Origin of the sequence: Maribacter luteus, assembly GCF_009674825.1 — a bacterium.
Classification (GTDB): Bacteria; Bacteroidota; Bacteroidia; order Flavobacteriales; family Flavobacteriaceae; genus Maribacter_A; species Maribacter_A luteus.
The window spans coordinates 620,210-635,308 of record NZ_WKJH01000001.1 but is presented as its reverse complement, the minus strand read 5'-3'; the positions used below and the strand labels follow the sequence as shown (position 1 = coordinate 635,308).

Genomic DNA, 15,099 nt, shown 5'->3' with positions numbered 1-15,099 from the left:
TAACAAGGAATTATATTTTAAAAAGATGAAAAAGATAATAGCAGTAATAGTATTGGCATTTGGAATGGTATTCTCGGTAAATGCCCAAGATAAAATGCAGAAGAATGCACTTAACACGATTTCCCTAGAGCAAACCCCGGGAGAATTCACCCAAAAACAAATCACGGTTCCAGAAGGAACATATGTTTTTGAAATTGCGAATAATAATGTGGGTCACGACGTCGGATTTGTCCTGGTTGAAAAAGGGAAGGACATTAGTAAACCGGAAAACCATATTAAAACGGCATATGTCACACAGGCTGTGGCAACGGGTAAGGTCCAAACATCAAAACCTACTAAATTGGAAAAGGGAGAGTATGTTTATTTCTGTCCTTTAAACCCAACCGCAACTGATAATACCTTAACAGTGAAATAGTATCAACAATCTCTAAAAGCCCCGATATTGGTTATTATCGGGGCTTTTTAGTTTTTAGACTTTTCTAATGATATATGCTAAATGGCATATTACTTCGGTGCATGTAATTTGTAATAGTGAAAGAGTGTCATTTTCCGATGTCATTTTGACATTTTTTTTAATACTTCTTTAATAGTTTAAGAAAGTCTTTCTTAAATAGTTTTAAAACTTTTTCCTTTAGGGAATAGATTATAGGTTTCGGCATTTTATTTGTAGTTATCCGATTGATATTTAAATGATTGTCTAACTTAAAAATTTTTGTCGTTATGAGTAATTTAGTAACAGCAGGAAACGGAAGTTTGGCAAAAACCAATAACAATGGCCTAACTTTTCCAGCATGGTCCTCATGGATTGATGAAATGTTCAATCGTGACCTTCCATCCATTTTCACACCCAATTTCAATACGGGTATCACACTGCCCAAAGTGAACATTAGGGAAACCAAGGATGCTTATTATGTTGATATGGCCGTTCCGGGAATGAAGAAGACCGACTTCCATATTGATCTGGATAATAAAGTGTTGTCCATTTCGAACGATGTCGTAGAAAAAAATAAAGAAGAAAGCGGTAAAAACGAGGAGGAAGGAAATTATACTCGCAGGGAATTCGGGTATGCTTCTTTCAAACGTTCTTTTTCATTACCTGAAACCATTAAGGAAGAGAATATTAAAGCGTCATACTCCGATGGTATTTTGAGCATTCATCTCCCCAAAAAAGAGGAATCTATTCAGAAACCACCAAGAAGTATAAAGATTTCGTGACATTGATTATGGGAGGTCGTTAAAAAGGGCCTCCCATAATTAATTTGCTTAGAAGCTCTTTAAAACGGAATCATAGTCCTTGGAATACGAAACAATAGTAGTAATCATAAAATTATCGTATCATGAAAAAGTATGTTGTATTGGCTATTTCTGCTCTTTTAACCATAAGTTGCAATAGCCAGGAAAAGAAAAGTAAGGATGACACCCATGAAGGAACTAAGGCTCAAATTACCGAAGAACCTAAGGGTAGTTGGAAGGTCAACAGGGAATTTGATGAAGAGGGTAACTTAATTCGTTATGATTCCATTTATTCTTGGTCTTCCGGTACGGATCTTAATGAACTGGCAGCTATGGATCGGGATAGCATATTAAAATCAATGCAATCCAGGTTTTATCGAAATTTCTCCCATTTTGACCATAAGGATTTCCCCATTTTATTCGAAGACGATTCATTGTTCGCTAAACGGTTTTTTAACGATGATTTCTTCGATAGCGATTTTGGTCATGATTTTATGGATATTGACAAAGTGCGTGAGCGAATGGAAAATATGCAACGCAATTTTTTAGAACGTTATGGAGCCGATTTCTCTAGTAAAGAAGAAAAGGATGAAGAATAGTTTCTGTAAAATCTCAGGGCATTTTCTTTTAGGTCAGTGCTTTTAAAATTCAAATTGCAATTGCAATGAAACCGAGTCTTTTTTAGCTTCGGTTTTCTTTTTATCGGTATTAAGATTATGAAGGGAAATGCCCAAAAGACGTACCGAGTTTTCCATCTTCTCTTGGTATAGTAGTTCTTTTGCCGTATCCAATATCAAGGATTTATCAGTTACGAAATAGGGTAGTGTTTTACTACGCGTCTGCAATGTGAAGTCGCTATACTTGATCTTTAGGGTAATGGTCTTACCTGCTATTTTGGATTTTTTCAATCGTTTTTCAAGTTCTGTCGCAATATGTTCCAAACGCTCCAGCATAAAGACCTCACTGCTCAGATTTTCACTGAAAGTACGCTCAGCCCCAACCGACTTGGGTATGCGATGGGGTTTAACGGGACTGTTGTGTATGCCTCGGACGATATTAAAATAATGGCCGCCACCTTTACCAAAATTCTTTTCAAGAAATTCAAGGGATTTTTCTTTTAGGTCCTTCCCGGTAAAAATACCCAAGCGGTACATTTTTTCTGCGGTAACCTTACCAACACCGTAGAATTTCCTTATTTCCAGATCTTCCAAAAATTGCAAAACCTCTTCTGGGTTTACGGTTTTCTGACCGTTGGGTTTATTAAAATCACTTGCTACTTTGGCTATGAATTTATTTATCGATATTCCGGCAGATGCCCTTAAACCAATTTCATCGAAAATCCGCTTCCTGATTTCACGGGCGATCAGGGTTGCTGAAGGATTACCCTTTTTATTGGTTGTGACGTCTAAATAAGCTTCATCCAAAGAAAGGGGTTCTACCAAATCGGTATATTCGAAAAAGATACTGCGTATGCGTTGTGATATTTCTTTATAACGGGCAAAACGTGGTTTTACAAAGGTTAGGTGTGGACAGTTCTTTTTGGCCAAATAACCGCTCATGGCACTCCGGACTCCATACTTTCGAGCCTCATAATTGGCGGCGGACACAACTCCCCTAATTTCATTTCCGCCCACCGCAAGAGGTTTGCCGATTAATTCCGGATTATCCAATTCTTCTACCGATGCATAGAAAGCGTCCATATCAACATGTATGATCTTTCGTAAAGGGAAATCCGTTTTCATGTTGTAAATTTATAATAACTTTTAACCAATTCAACAGCGGTGAAAACAGCAATAATCTTAGGGGCAACAGGACTGACGGGAGGTAGGCTCTTAGAACTCTTGTTGAATGATTCCAGATATTCCAGAATAAAGCTATTCTCGAGAAGTTCGGTAGGTATTTCAGATCCAAAACTCCAAGAATTTCTGGGTGATATGTTCAGCTTGGAAGATTTTAAAGAAAATTTTAAGGGTGATGAGGTTTTCTGTTGTATTGGAACAACAAAATCAAAAACCCCAAATAAGGTTTTTTATAAGAAGATTGACTTAGGTATTCCCAAAAATGCGGCCTTACTTGCGAAAGAGAACGGAATAAAAACATTCATTGTCATGTCGGCTTTGGGGGCCAATGCCAATAGTTCTATTTTTTATAATAGGATAAAAGGACAAATGGAGGAGGCCGTATTAAAGGCTCAAATACCTAGAACGTATATTCTGCAACCCTCATTGATAGGTGGTAAACGAAAGGAAAAAAGAATTGGGGAATGGATCTTTAAACAATTGATGCGGGTGGCCAATTTCGTTATGGCCGGATCTTTGAATAAGTATAGGTCAATTTACCCCGAAACCATTGCAAAAGCCATGATTTGGTTGGCAAATAATGATTTTGAGGTAAATAGGATACCATCCGATGTTATCCAGGATCTAGGTCAACGATAATAAGTAAGTTTAGATAAGGAACTTTTGTTATTATAATTTAATATGTATAGACATATGTACATATAATTTTATTATCTTCGTTTGCTACTATTGAAAACTAATAATGAAAAGAAAGACATCTCAATTTTTGATTCCAGTTGAAAAAGAAAGCCACCAAGATTCGTCCTATGATATTTATCCTTCATTTCCTGTTGAAAATGGGGCTATCAAAAAAGGGTATTCCACCTTGGCAGATGAATTGGCCAATTCCGAAATAGTAATTTTAGATGGTTATGTTGGTATTGACTGGGATGAGGTAATTACCTCAATGCGTGCGGAATTTGATAGAAAAGGACTAAAAACATCTTTCCAGGACATAAATGCTTTTTTGAAGTCGGAAGATGATATTTCTTCCTTGATAACCCCGTTTTTAGGTGGTGATGACCCGATTTTTGGTTATAAAGCTTCGATTCAAATCAGGGATTATTTCGTTGAAGAAAAATTGGGCCATTACAAATTAGACCCAGATGCAAATATCAACATAATCTATGGCACAGGGGCAAGTACACTTCGCGTAGACGGAAGGCTGGTTTATTTTGACTTGCCTAAAAACGAACTTCAATTTCGTATGAGAGCCAATGCCATAACTAATTTGGGTTTTAATTCGCCAAAGGCCCATAAACAAATGTACAAGCATTTTTACTTTGTAGATTGGCCTATGCTCAACAGAGAAAAAAAGAGACTACTACCAAATATTTCAATAATAGTAGATCAACAAAGGCCGGGAAATCCGGTTTGGATGGCTGGTGAAGATTTAAGGGAGGCCCTTACCAGCATGTCTAAATTCTATTTCAGGGTGAGGCCATGGTTTGAACCTGGAGTTTGGGGAGGGCAATGGATGAAAGAAAGGTTTAAGGAATTGAATCCGGATGTGCCCAATTACGCTTGGTCCTTTGAGATGATCGTACCGGAGAACGGTTTGTTGTTTGAAAGTGATGGGGCCTTATTGGAAGTCTCTTTCGACATGTTGATGTTTCAAGAAAGTGAAAACGTTTTAGGAAAGGCAGCAAATAGGTTTGGTGATGAATTTCCGATTCGGTTCGATTTCTTGGATACTTTTCAAGGGGGGAACCTATCGGTGCAATGTCATCCGAAACCGGAGTATATCAAAAAAGAGTTTGGTGAGAATTTTACACAGGACGAAACATATTACATTCTGGATGCCGGTGAAGATGCCGAAGTGTATTTGGGTTTCCAAGAGGGTATTGACCCTAAAGGTTTTAAAAGGGCCTTGGAACATAGTTATACATCGAAGGAGGAATTGGATGTTGAAAAATACGTACAGAAATTCCCAGCCCAAAAACATGATCTTTTTTTAATTCCCCATGGTACCATTCATTGTTCAGGTACTAATAACATGGTATTGGAAATCAGTGCAACACCATACATATTTACTTTTAAGATGTATGACTGGCAACGTATGGATCTAGAGGGCAACCCTAGGCCTATGAATATTGAAAGGGCTTTTGAAAACCTCAATTTTGAAAGACAGGGGAAAAAGGTGCCCGAAACCCTCATAGCACAACCAAAAATCGAAGCATCAGGGGATGATTGGGAGAAAATCCACCTAAAGACCCACAAAGATCATTTTTATGACATCTATAGATATGAATTCGATAGTAAGGTCGATATAGGAACGAACGATCAGTGTCATGTGTTGATGTTGGTCGAGGGAGAGTCCATTGAACTGGAGGTCGAGGGTAGCAAAACCCAAACCTTCCAATTTGCGGAAACTTTTGCGGTTCCTGCATCCGCCGAAAATTATTTTTTGGTGAATAAAGGGAAGAACAGGGCCAAGGTTATTGTATCTTTTGTAAAGGACGAAGCATGTTAAAACTAAAAAAAATGAGTTGTTTAAAGTTTCTATTTTTAATTATCGCGCTAGTATGGTTTACCACTTCGCAGGCACAGGATTCAACGGTTTGGGAAATAGGGAAATCGGATGATAGTTGCTCGGAATTTGCCTTATCTAATTCTGGATATACAAAGTTTTTGGAACATGATTTTGGATGGGAAGACCGGTTTTATTTAGTCGGTTTTTCCGATGAGAAAAAAGACTTTCCTTTTGTGTTGCCAGGTGCGATGGATTATTGGGGAGGTACTTCGGGATTAGCGGGGATACGTCCACATGAAATAAATATCCTGTTTGGAATTAGCGAAAAACCAAGCAAGGGTTCTTGGAGATTGGTAGTTGATGTTTTGGATTGTAACCCGGAAACACCGCCCTTGTTCAAAGTAAGTGTTAATGATGAATCATGGAAATTCAAGCTTGATAAAGGGCAGAATGCTGAAGCCTTAAAAGGGGTTAATGAGGATACCAAGGAACAAAAATTGAGTATCCCTATTCCGGAAGAATTGATAAAACGTGGTGGTAATAGAATACAATTGACGACTTTGGAAGGCAGTTGGTTGGTTTTTGACCAAGTTCGTTTGGAAGGGCCTGAAAATGTGAAGTTGATAAAGCCCGAAAACGCATTCTTGAGAAATGTTACAGCTGCGGACTACGAATTGAAGATCGATAACAAAGAAACCCAGCCCTTATTATTGGATGTTCAGCATCTTTCAGGAAATCCACTGCTTCAGGTAGAGTTGGATGGTAAAGTGATATTCAAAGAAACCGTAGAGCATGGTCGAAGCATTTATGAAGCACCTATGAGGGCCGTTAAAACATTAAAGGCCAGTAGTTACACGGTTTTATTGGATGGTAAACCAATAGAAAAGGGAACTGTGGAAAGGTTGCCTAAAAAACAAAATCTATTAGTTGATTATGTCAACACCAAAATAGGAACAGGGCATTCTAGATGGATGATCGCCCCAGGACCATGGATGCCATTCGGGATGGTTAAAATAAGTCCGGATAACCAGAAAAGTGGGTGGCAGGCAGGGTATCAGCCTTCATTTGAAAGTGTGGGCACATTTAGCCATATCCACGAATGGACTATGGCCGGTTTGGGAACTTTTCCAACCAATGGCCCTTTGGTTACCGAGGTCGGGAACCCCGGAGAACCCGATTCCGGTTATCGTTCACGTGTTGACAAAAATACAGAGCAGGCGCCGTTGGGGTACTATTCCGTATTTTTAAGTGATTATAAGATCAAGGCGGAACTCACGGCAACTACGCGTGCCAGTTTTCAGCGGTACACCTATCCAAAGGATAAGCCCAATTCTAGGATACTTGTTGATTTACAAACACCTTCAGAATACAATTATAAGATTGAAGAAGCTTATATTAAAAAAGTAAGCGATTCTAAGATTGTTGGTTATAGTAAGCAAATATCCCCTTCGGTTTGGGGAGAAGGTTATTATAGGAAACAGTTTGTCGAAGATGGTGATCAACCCAAGGAATGGGATGATATAGCACAAGAGTATACCGTACATTTTGTAATGGAGTTTGATACCCCAATCAAGGATTTTGGTGTTTGGGTAGATGGCGATAAAGAAGGAAAGGATGATGCCGCCATTACGAATACTGCGGAATTTAAGGTTGAAAATCCAGAAGATGTAGTTGCCTTTGTTGAATTTGATACCAAGGATAATCAAGTGGTACAGACAAGAACCGCTATCTCCTATGTAAGTATAGACAACGCTGCCCTCAATTTAGACGAGGAAATAACAAAACCTTTTGGTTGGAGTTTTGAAAAAGTTCGGGAGAATCAAGAAAATGCATGGAACGATTTATTCGAAAGGGTCCTGATCACATCGAATGACCGATTGGAAAAAACAAGGTTTTATTCAAACATGTACCGTGCTTTGGTAAGTAGGAACATATTCAGTGATGTTGATGGTAGCTGGGTCGATGCCGAGGAGCAGGTTCAAAAAATTGAAGACCCTAACGGAGTGGCTTTAGGGTGTGATGCCTTTTGGAATACATTTTGGAACCTTAATCAATTTTGGAATTTGGCAACTCCTGATTGGTCATCGAAATGGGTGAATTCACAATTAGGAATGTATGATGCCAATGGCTGGTTGGCCAAAGGACCTGCTGGAATGGAATATATTCCGGTCATGGTGGCAGAACATGAGATACCACTTATCGTCGGGGCCTATCAAATGGGCGTTGGCAATATCGATGCGGAAAAGGCCTTTGAGGCTGTATATAAAATGCAGACCACTTTAGGTCAAAAGGTAGGAAATGGTTTTGCAGGGAATAGGGACTTGGAACCCTATTTAAAATACCATTATGTGCCCTATAACAAAGGGCGTTTCTCAAATACCTTGGAATATTCTTTTGATGATTTTTCGGTTTCCCAATTGGCAAAGGCATTAGGTAAGGATAAGGAATATGGTGAATTTATACAAAGAGGGTATTGGTGGAAAAATGCCATTAATTCGGACGGCGGTTTTGCCCATTTACGACATTCCGACGGTTCTTGGTTCCCCGATTTCGACCCTATTAAAACGGCAGGGAATTTTCAGTATGTTGAAGGTAATGCATGGCAATTAACATTTTTTGTTCCACAAGATGTGCCTGCACTTGCTGCTATTGTTGGTGAGGAGGAATTCGCAAAACGCTTGGATGATGGGTTTAATATCAGTAGTCCGTGGCGGTACAATGCGCCGAATGAGTTGTATTGGGATTTTCCGGTTACGCAAGGTAACCAACAATCCATGCATTTTTCATTCTTGTTCAATTGGGTTAAAAAACCTTGGTTAACGCAGAAGTGGAGTAGGGATATTATTGATAGGTATTATGGTTTTGGTGTATCCAACGCCTATTTAGGCGATGAGGATCAAGGGCAAATGAGCGCATGGTTCATGATGGCATCCTTAGGGCTTTTTCAAACAGATGGTGGGGTTCGTGTAGATCCCATCTATGAAATAGGAAGTCCAATTTTTGAAAAGGTAGAGATAGATTTAGGAGGACGATATGGAAGGGGTGAAACTTTTGTTATTGAGGCAAAAAACACATCCTTCAATAATAAATACGTACAAAGTGCAACGTTGAACGGAAAAAGATTAAAGAACTTTTGGTTCCCTTCTAAGGAGCTGTTGAAAGGAGGGAAACTAGAATTGGAAATGGGTCCCGAACCTAATAAAAAATGGGGTGTATCAAGCCTTCCACCATCAACGTTGAACGATAAATAATTAAAAAATGAGAATACTGATCACTATTGTATTGGGTTTGGTCTTACTAGGTTGCAAAGACCGTAATGAAAACAAGGAACTCGCCAAAAAAGTACTTTCCAACCAACAATTCGATGCCGTCAAAAAGCGGGCCTTGGCGGTTATCGAAACCGGATTTAATGCTGGTGATGGTTATCGCGAGGTTTGGATTAGGGACTATAATACGTTTATTGAACTTTCAGCGGAAGTATTTCCGCCAGAGGAATTAAAGGAAAACCTTTTGGTGTTTTTTAGAATGCAGGGCGATGATGGCAATATTATCGATGGGTTTACACCTGCCGAGGCCATTACCAAAGAAGAAACCGATTTCAGCTACTTCGAATTAGAGCCCCGTTATGCTGGCCATAAGAACACTGTAGAGACCGATCAGGAAACTTCTTTGATCCAAGCCGTATACAAATATGTAAAGACGACAGGGGATAGCTCCATTCTAGACGTGGAAATAGGGGATAAAACAGTTGCTGAACGTATGGAGTGGGCGGTACAGTTTTTAATGGACAAGCGGTTCTCTAAGGAATACGGCCTTATTTGGGGGGCAACCACTGCCGATTGGGGCGATGTGCAACCAGAGCATGGCTGGGGTGTTGATATTGACGGGAATACACATAGGGCCATTGATATCTATGACAATGCCATGTTGATCATTGCCTTGGACAATATGTTGGAAATAATACCAGAAATCAAAGACCAATGGTTGCCTATCAGGAGACGATTGGCAAAAAATGCCAAAAACCATCTGTGGGATAGTAAGACCCAAAAATTCATACCCCATATTTATTTAGATGGCTCCCCATTTCCTGAGGATTTTAATGAGAACGAAATCTACTATTTTGGGGGTACTGCTGTGGCAATTGAGGCGGGGTTACTTTCAAAGGAGGAAGTTAAAATATCTATCGATGAAATGGTTTCCAGGGTAAAACAAGCAGGTGCTGGATCGATCGGTCTAACATTATATCCCCCATATCCTGCAGGATATTTTGCGAACCAAATCATGAATCCGGAATATAACTACCAAAACGGTGGCGATTGGACCTGGTTCGGGGCAAGAATGATTCAGCAATTGGTGAAATATGGTTTTGTCGAGGATGCGTATGAACAATTATTGCCGATGACCGATAGGGTTATAAAGAACAATGGCTTTTATGAATGGTACACTGTTGATAATAAACCGGAAGGTTCAGGTACTTTTCGTGGATCTGCTGGTGTACTTTACAAAGCAATTCTTAACTTTGAAGAATGGGCGAATTCCCATAACGAATAGGTGAGGATGATTAACGAAGGAATATGGACAGTATTTGGTTATGGACTTTAAATTAGACCAAAATAGCCCAGTACCGCTACATGCACAGATTGAGGCATACCTTAGATCTTTGATCGTGCAAGAAGACTATAGAAGCGGAAAACTTTTCTTACCCAAAGAAGTGACCCTAGCTAAGAAATTAGGGGTATCCCGGAACACGGTTCGCCAAGCCGTAAACACTTTGGTTCAAGAACAACTCATTGAACGTAAAAAAGGGGTCGGCACCAAAGTCCTCAACAAAAAAATCGCTACACGACTTGATAATTGGATCAGTTTCACCAAAGAAATGGATAAACTGGGGATTGAAGTCGTCAATTATTTAGTTAAAATTTCATTTGAAACCGCACCGGACGAAGTTTATGAAGCCTTGTCCGTATCCAATTCAAAGAAAATCTGGAAGCTCGAGAAAGTACGTGGGTCAAAAGAGGCAAAGTACCTATATTCCGTATCCTATTTTCATCCAAGGGTGGGGATAACAGGGGAAGAGGACTTCATTACTCCGCTATATGAACTATTGGAAACCGAACATGATACCATCGTTGCAACGTCCAAAGAGCGGTTAAGCGCCATAAAAGCAGATCAAGAATTGGTTTCCACTTTGGATCTAACTCCAGAAGTACCTATTTTAAAAAGAGAGCGATTGGTATGCGACCCTGGGGAGAGACCAGTCGAATTCAATATCGTATTCTATAATACCGATTACTTTACTTACGATATTGAAATAAAAAGAGAATTCTAAATAAAATTAATATGACCGATCAAATAGCAATAGGGGCAGATATTGGCGGAAGCCATATTACTAGCGCAGCTGTTAATTTAAGAACCTTTGAAATTCTTGAAAATACGACGTTTTCTGCAAAAATAGACAATAAGGCATCGAAGGATGTTATTATGCAGGATTGGGCCAAGGCCATTAATAAGTCCATTGAAAGTGTTTCAATGCAGACCAAGGCAGATATCGGATTCGCGATACCGGGCCCTTTCAATTATAAAACAGGGGTTGCCATGTTCGAAGGGGATAATGATAAGTATGAAAGCTTACATAATGTTTCAGTGCCCGAAGAACTACCAAAATTCATCAATAGCGAAAAAGTAAATCTAAGGTTTCTGAACGATGCCACTTCTTTTGGTGTAGGGGTTTCTACACAAGGTAAGGCCAGAAAATGCAAAAAGGTTATCGTTGTAACCTTGGGTACGGGATTTGGTTCTGCTTTTATCAGCAATGGAGTTCCACAAGTAAATTCCAATGACGTTCCCCAAGATGGTTGTTTGTGGGACAAACCTTATAAAACGGGTATCAGCGATGATTATTTTTCTACCCGTTGGTGTATTGAACGGTACTTTGAACTTACCTCCCAACGTGTAAAGGGTGTAAAGGAAATCGCTGCTGCAGATACCGATGAATCAAGAAAAGTTTTCAATGAATTCGGTGCTAATATGGCAGAATTCATGATACCGTTCGTTAAAAAGTTTCAAGCGGAAATCATAGTCATGGGCGGTAATATCTCAAAAGCCAGTGACCTTTTCTTGCCTAAATTAAAGAACGATTTGGAAAAGGCAGGTTTACAGTTAGAGTTTGAAGTGTCTCCTTTGTTAGAAGACGCGGCCATAATAGGTAGTGCCAAACTTTTTGTGAACGACTTTTGGAATGTAGTGAAAAATGAACTCCCTGAAATTTAAAACAATTATATATGGCTACCAATAAAATACAACTGAACAAATTTTTCCCAGTATTCCTGACCTTCATTATTATGGGGTTTGTTGATATCGTGGGCGTTTCAACAGGATACGTACAGAAAGATTTCGACCTTTCGGATTCCATGGCACAGTTTATCCCGTCCATGGTGTTCATATGGTTTTTCGTCTTTTCAATTCCCGTAGGTGTACTACAAGATAAAATAGGGAAAAAGAAAATGATGAACTTAGGAATTATGATCACTATTTTTGGACTGATCCTACCGTTTATTCACTACTCTTTTGTGGTTATTTTAATAGCCTTTGTCTTTATGGGAATCGGTAATACCATTGTACAGGTCGCCGCAAGTCCATTGTTACAAGAGGTGACCCCCAAGGAGAAACTCTCGAGTTTTTTAAGCCTATCCCAGTTCATGAAGGCCATTACCTCGCTAACAGGACCTATCATTGCAACTTATATGGCTATTACCTATGATAAATGGATTCTTGTATTCGCTGTATATGCATTATTGTCTTTGGCCAATTTGCTTTGGCTTTCAGGTACCAAGATAGATGAGAGCATAAAGTCTGAAACTCCGGCTACCTTCGCATCGTGCATGAAACTGCTTACCAATAAGTTTGTACTTGCCATGGTAATCGCGATATTCCTTATTGTTGGTGCCGATGTAGGAATGAACTCGAACATTCAGGGCTTTCTCATGAAGCTTCACGGACTAACGTTGGAAAACGCATCTTACGGTATAAGTGTTTATTTTACGGCCTTAATGATCAGTAGGTTCGTAGGGGCCATTTTACTCCAATTCCTAAAACCTATTTTCTTTTTGGTAACTACCACGATATTGGCTATTATAGGCACTCTAATGATCATGTTCTCCGCTACCGAAATGATGGCTTATATCGGTATTTTCATTGTTGGCCTTGGAGCGGGTAACTTATTTCCTTTGATATTCTCTATCGCCATAAATAAAATGCCCTCAAGGTCTAATGAAATTTCCGGGTTGTTGATCATGGCAATCGTAGGTGGGGCTGTAATCCCTCCAATTATGGGCTTTGTTAGTTCCAGCTACGGGATTATGGGAAGCCTTATAGTTTTGGTTGCATGTTTTGCATATATGTTGATCATACCGTTTACGGCCAAGCAGGATAAGGTAGAAAAGGCCTAGCTCTTAAAAAAGAATCAATTTAATATTCCAAGAATCCCCATAAAGTTTATGGGGATTTTTGCTTTCATTTACATACTTTTAGTTTTGAAGACTTGTTGATTATGGTAGAAATTGAGCGTAAGTATTTGGTTAAGGACATCTCCTATAGAGAAGTTGCAATCTCACGAAAGAGGATAGTTCAAGGATTTCTGAATACCGATCCCGATAGAACGGTACGTGTGCGGATTAAGGGTGATGAGGGTTTCTTGACCGTTAAGGGTATTTCCAATGCGTCGGGCACTACGAGATTCGAATGGGAAACGGGAATTAAGGTTGAGGAGGCAGAGGCGTTACTACAGCTTTGTGAACCATCGGTAATAGATAAAACAAGGTATGAAATCCCAATGGGAAAGTATTTATTTGAGGTGGATGAATTTCATGGGGACAATGAGGGGTTGATCATCGCCGAAATAGAATTGGATAATGAAAATGATTTTTTTGAACGCCCCGATTGGCTTGGGGAAGAAGTTACCGGTGATATCAAATATTATAATTCACAATTAAGCAAAAATCCTTTTACTGGATGGTAGCGTTTTATCCATAAAATAAACCCTTTAACATGAGTCGATTTGAGTCATGCCAAAGGGTTTTCATTTCCTTTTTCAATAGTTTCTTATACTTGGTTTAACCTATTTTTCAGGTTAATAACCATCGAATTAATCGTTATTGCCATCCGCCGCCCAATGAGCGATATAATTCCACGGTTGCAGATAATTGCGAAAGCTTGTTGCTTACCAGGTTTAACTCGGCATTCAAGGCATTTTCACGAGCTGTAAGCAAATCCAAATAGGTTAAATAGCCACTGTTCAATAATTCTTGGGAATTATCCTCAGCCCTACGTAATGCTACGACCTGTTTAGAGATGTATGTTTCTTTTTCAAGGGATATATTATAATCATACAACGCTTCTGAAACTTCTTTTCCTGCAACTAAAAGAGTCTTTTTAAAGTTCAATAACGCTTGTTCCTGATTGGCTTTTGATACCTCGTAGGCAGTTCTTACCTTTCTCCCATTGAATATGGGTTGGGTAAGACCTCCGACCAAGTTGGCGAAAATAGAACTGGAATCTATCCAATTATCCAACTCCAAGCTTTGAAATCCACTACTTGCTGAAAGGGTAATCGAAGGATAAAAATTACTTCTTGCTACATTCGTAAGTTCAAAACTATTCACTAGGGCATATTCGGCCTGTAAAATATCTGGCCTATTTCTCAATAATAAAGAAGGAACGCCCAATTTCATTTCATTGGCCAAGGTTTGGTCTTCTAGGGTACTCCTTGGATAGGATTGTGGTTCTTCACCTAAAAGAAGACTTAAAGAGTTTTCGGCAATGAACAACGAATTTTTAAGATCTAACAGTTGACTTTGGGCACTATAAAGTTGTGCGGCTGTTTGATCTACACCTACTTGGTTTGCTTGTCCCGCCTCTTTCAGATCCTTTATGGTCTCCAAACTTTTGGATCGGTTTATTATTGTTTCCTCGGTTACTTTTATCTGTTGGTCAAGTGCGAGTATTTGATAATATGTAGCGGCAATGTTCGCGACCAAATCCGTTTTTACCGCCTTGTGGGCGGCAACGGTCTGTAAATAGCTGGCATCACTTGCTCTTTTATTGCTCCTTATCTTGCCCCAGATATCTGCTTCCCAGGATAAAGCCCCGGTAATATCGAATTGATTATAAGGCTCGGTGAAAAAACTTCCGAATTGGCCATTTTCACTGTTCCTGGCGGTTCTTGTAGCTGTGGCAGAAGCGTTCAAGGTAGGGAAGTATCCCATTTTCCCCTGTTTAACATAGGCTTCGGCCGCATTGATATTCTGCAAGGCGATTCTAATATCTAAATTGTTCTCCAGACCTTTTTCAATATACCCTTTTAGATACTCATCGGTAAAAAGGTCTTTGTAAGAGACCGAAGCGAACGATACGCTGTCTTTTGGCAGCTGATCGGTCCTAAAAAGATTCTCTGTCTCAATTGTCGGCCTTTCATAGGTTTTCGCCACAAAACATGATTGCAGTAAAAGAGGAAGAAAAGCGACTAGTATAAGTTTGTTCGTTACTATTTTTTTCATC

13 protein-coding genes are annotated in these 15,099 nt (G+C 39.4%); 11 read left to right on the top strand and 2 right to left on the bottom strand.

The window, feature by feature from the left end:
* Nucleotides 1-25: 25 nt before the first annotated feature.
* From GJ691_RS02620 to GJ691_RS02610, 3 genes are all read left to right on the top strand, one after another.
* Nucleotides 26-415: a cupredoxin domain-containing protein gene (locus GJ691_RS02620; protein WP_154363453.1), complete on the top strand. Its 390-nt coding sequence runs from the start codon at nt 26-28 to the stop codon at nt 413-415.
* 305 nt (nt 416-720) lie between these two features.
* Entirely contained in the window at nt 721-1,215 is a 495-nt protein-coding gene (locus tag GJ691_RS02615; RefSeq protein WP_154363451.1) for an Hsp20/alpha crystallin family protein, read from the top strand.
* Between the two features lie 122 nt (nt 1,216-1,337).
* Nucleotides 1,338-1,832 carry a hypothetical protein gene (locus tag GJ691_RS02610; RefSeq protein ID WP_154363449.1) on the top strand — a complete coding sequence of 165 codons (495 nt, stop codon included), beginning with the start codon at nt 1,338-1,340 and terminating at the stop codon, nt 1,830-1,832.
* A gap of 42 nt (nt 1,833-1,874) precedes the next feature.
* On the opposite strand, the gene dinB is transcribed toward GJ691_RS02610, so the two are convergent.
* On the bottom strand, nt 1,875-2,975 hold the full coding sequence (gene dinB / locus GJ691_RS02605) for a DNA polymerase IV (protein ID WP_154363446.1): 1,101 nt from the start codon (nt 2,973-2,975) through the stop codon (nt 1,875-1,877).
* A 39-nt stretch (nt 2,976-3,014) separates the two neighbouring features.
* On the opposite strand from dinB, the gene GJ691_RS02600 reads away from it, so the two are divergent.
* The 8 genes from GJ691_RS02600 to GJ691_RS02565 all read left to right on the top strand — a co-directional run bounded on the left by GJ691_RS02600 (nt 3,015) and on the right by GJ691_RS02565 (nt 13,561).
* On the top strand, nt 3,015-3,671 hold the full coding sequence (locus tag GJ691_RS02600) for an NAD(P)H-binding protein (RefSeq protein ID WP_179955005.1): 657 nt from the start codon (nt 3,015-3,017) through the stop codon (nt 3,669-3,671).
* A 103-nt stretch (nt 3,672-3,774) separates the two neighbouring features.
* A complete protein-coding gene (locus GJ691_RS02595; protein ID WP_154363444.1) occupies nt 3,775-5,544 on the top strand; it encodes a class I mannose-6-phosphate isomerase in 1,770 nt (589 codons plus the stop codon).
* 11 nt (nt 5,545-5,555) lie between these two features.
* Complete coding sequence (locus tag GJ691_RS02590; RefSeq protein WP_154363442.1) at nt 5,556-8,795, top strand: GH92 family glycosyl hydrolase; 3,240 nt, start codon at nt 5,556-5,558, stop codon at nt 8,793-8,795.
* Between the two features lie 7 nt (nt 8,796-8,802).
* A complete protein-coding gene (locus tag GJ691_RS02585) occupies nt 8,803-10,095 on the top strand; it encodes a GH36-type glycosyl hydrolase domain-containing protein (protein WP_154363440.1) in 1,293 nt (430 codons plus the stop codon).
* Between the two features lie 40 nt (nt 10,096-10,135).
* Entirely contained in the window at nt 10,136-10,873 is a 738-nt protein-coding gene (locus GJ691_RS02580; RefSeq protein ID WP_154363438.1) for a GntR family transcriptional regulator, read from the top strand.
* Nucleotides 10,874-10,884: 11 nt separating this feature from the next.
* Entirely contained in the window at nt 10,885-11,814 is a 930-nt protein-coding gene (locus GJ691_RS02575; protein WP_154363435.1) for an ROK family protein, read from the top strand.
* Nucleotides 11,815-11,825: 11 nt separating this feature from the next.
* Nucleotides 11,826-12,992: an MFS transporter gene (locus tag GJ691_RS02570; RefSeq protein ID WP_154363433.1), complete on the top strand. Its 1,167-nt coding sequence runs from the start codon at nt 11,826-11,828 to the stop codon at nt 12,990-12,992.
* Nucleotides 12,993-13,093: 101 nt separating this feature from the next.
* Nucleotides 13,094-13,561, top strand: coding sequence for a CYTH domain-containing protein (locus GJ691_RS02565; RefSeq protein WP_154363431.1), 468 nt, complete (start codon nt 13,094-13,096; stop codon nt 13,559-13,561).
* A gap of 133 nt (nt 13,562-13,694) precedes the next feature.
* On the opposite strand, the gene GJ691_RS02560 is transcribed toward GJ691_RS02565, so the two are convergent.
* A complete protein-coding gene (locus GJ691_RS02560) occupies nt 13,695-15,098 on the bottom strand; it encodes a TolC family protein (RefSeq protein WP_154363429.1) in 1,404 nt (467 codons plus the stop codon).
* Nucleotide 15,099 lies beyond the last annotated feature (1 nt).

Coding starts and splice junctions, on each gene's coding strand:
- GJ691_RS02620 (WP_154363453.1), top strand. CDS start 26: ATGAAAAAGATAATAGCAGTAATAGTATTGGCATTTGGAATGGTATTC.
- GJ691_RS02615 (WP_154363451.1), top strand. CDS start 721: ATGAGTAATTTAGTAACAGCAGGAAACGGAAGTTTGGCAAAAACCAAT.
- GJ691_RS02610 (WP_154363449.1), top strand. CDS start 1,338: ATGAAAAAGTATGTTGTATTGGCTATTTCTGCTCTTTTAACCATAAGT.
- dinB (WP_154363446.1), bottom strand. CDS start 2,975: ATGAAAACGGATTTCCCTTTACGAAAGATCATACATGTTGATATGGAC.
- GJ691_RS02595 (WP_154363444.1), top strand. CDS start 3,775: ATGAAAAGAAAGACATCTCAATTTTTGATTCCAGTTGAAAAAGAAAGC.
- GJ691_RS02590 (WP_154363442.1), top strand. CDS start 5,556: ATGAGTTGTTTAAAGTTTCTATTTTTAATTATCGCGCTAGTATGGTTT.
- GJ691_RS02585 (WP_154363440.1), top strand. CDS start 8,803: ATGAGAATACTGATCACTATTGTATTGGGTTTGGTCTTACTAGGTTGC.
- GJ691_RS02580 (WP_154363438.1), top strand. CDS start 10,136: ATGGACTTTAAATTAGACCAAAATAGCCCAGTACCGCTACATGCACAG.
- GJ691_RS02575 (WP_154363435.1), top strand. CDS start 10,885: ATGACCGATCAAATAGCAATAGGGGCAGATATTGGCGGAAGCCATATT.
- GJ691_RS02570 (WP_154363433.1), top strand. CDS start 11,826: ATGGCTACCAATAAAATACAACTGAACAAATTTTTCCCAGTATTCCTG.
- GJ691_RS02565 (WP_154363431.1), top strand. CDS start 13,094: ATGGTAGAAATTGAGCGTAAGTATTTGGTTAAGGACATCTCCTATAGA.
- GJ691_RS02560 (WP_154363429.1), bottom strand. CDS start 15,098: ATGAAAAAAATAGTAACGAACAAACTTATACTAGTCGCTTTTCTTCCT.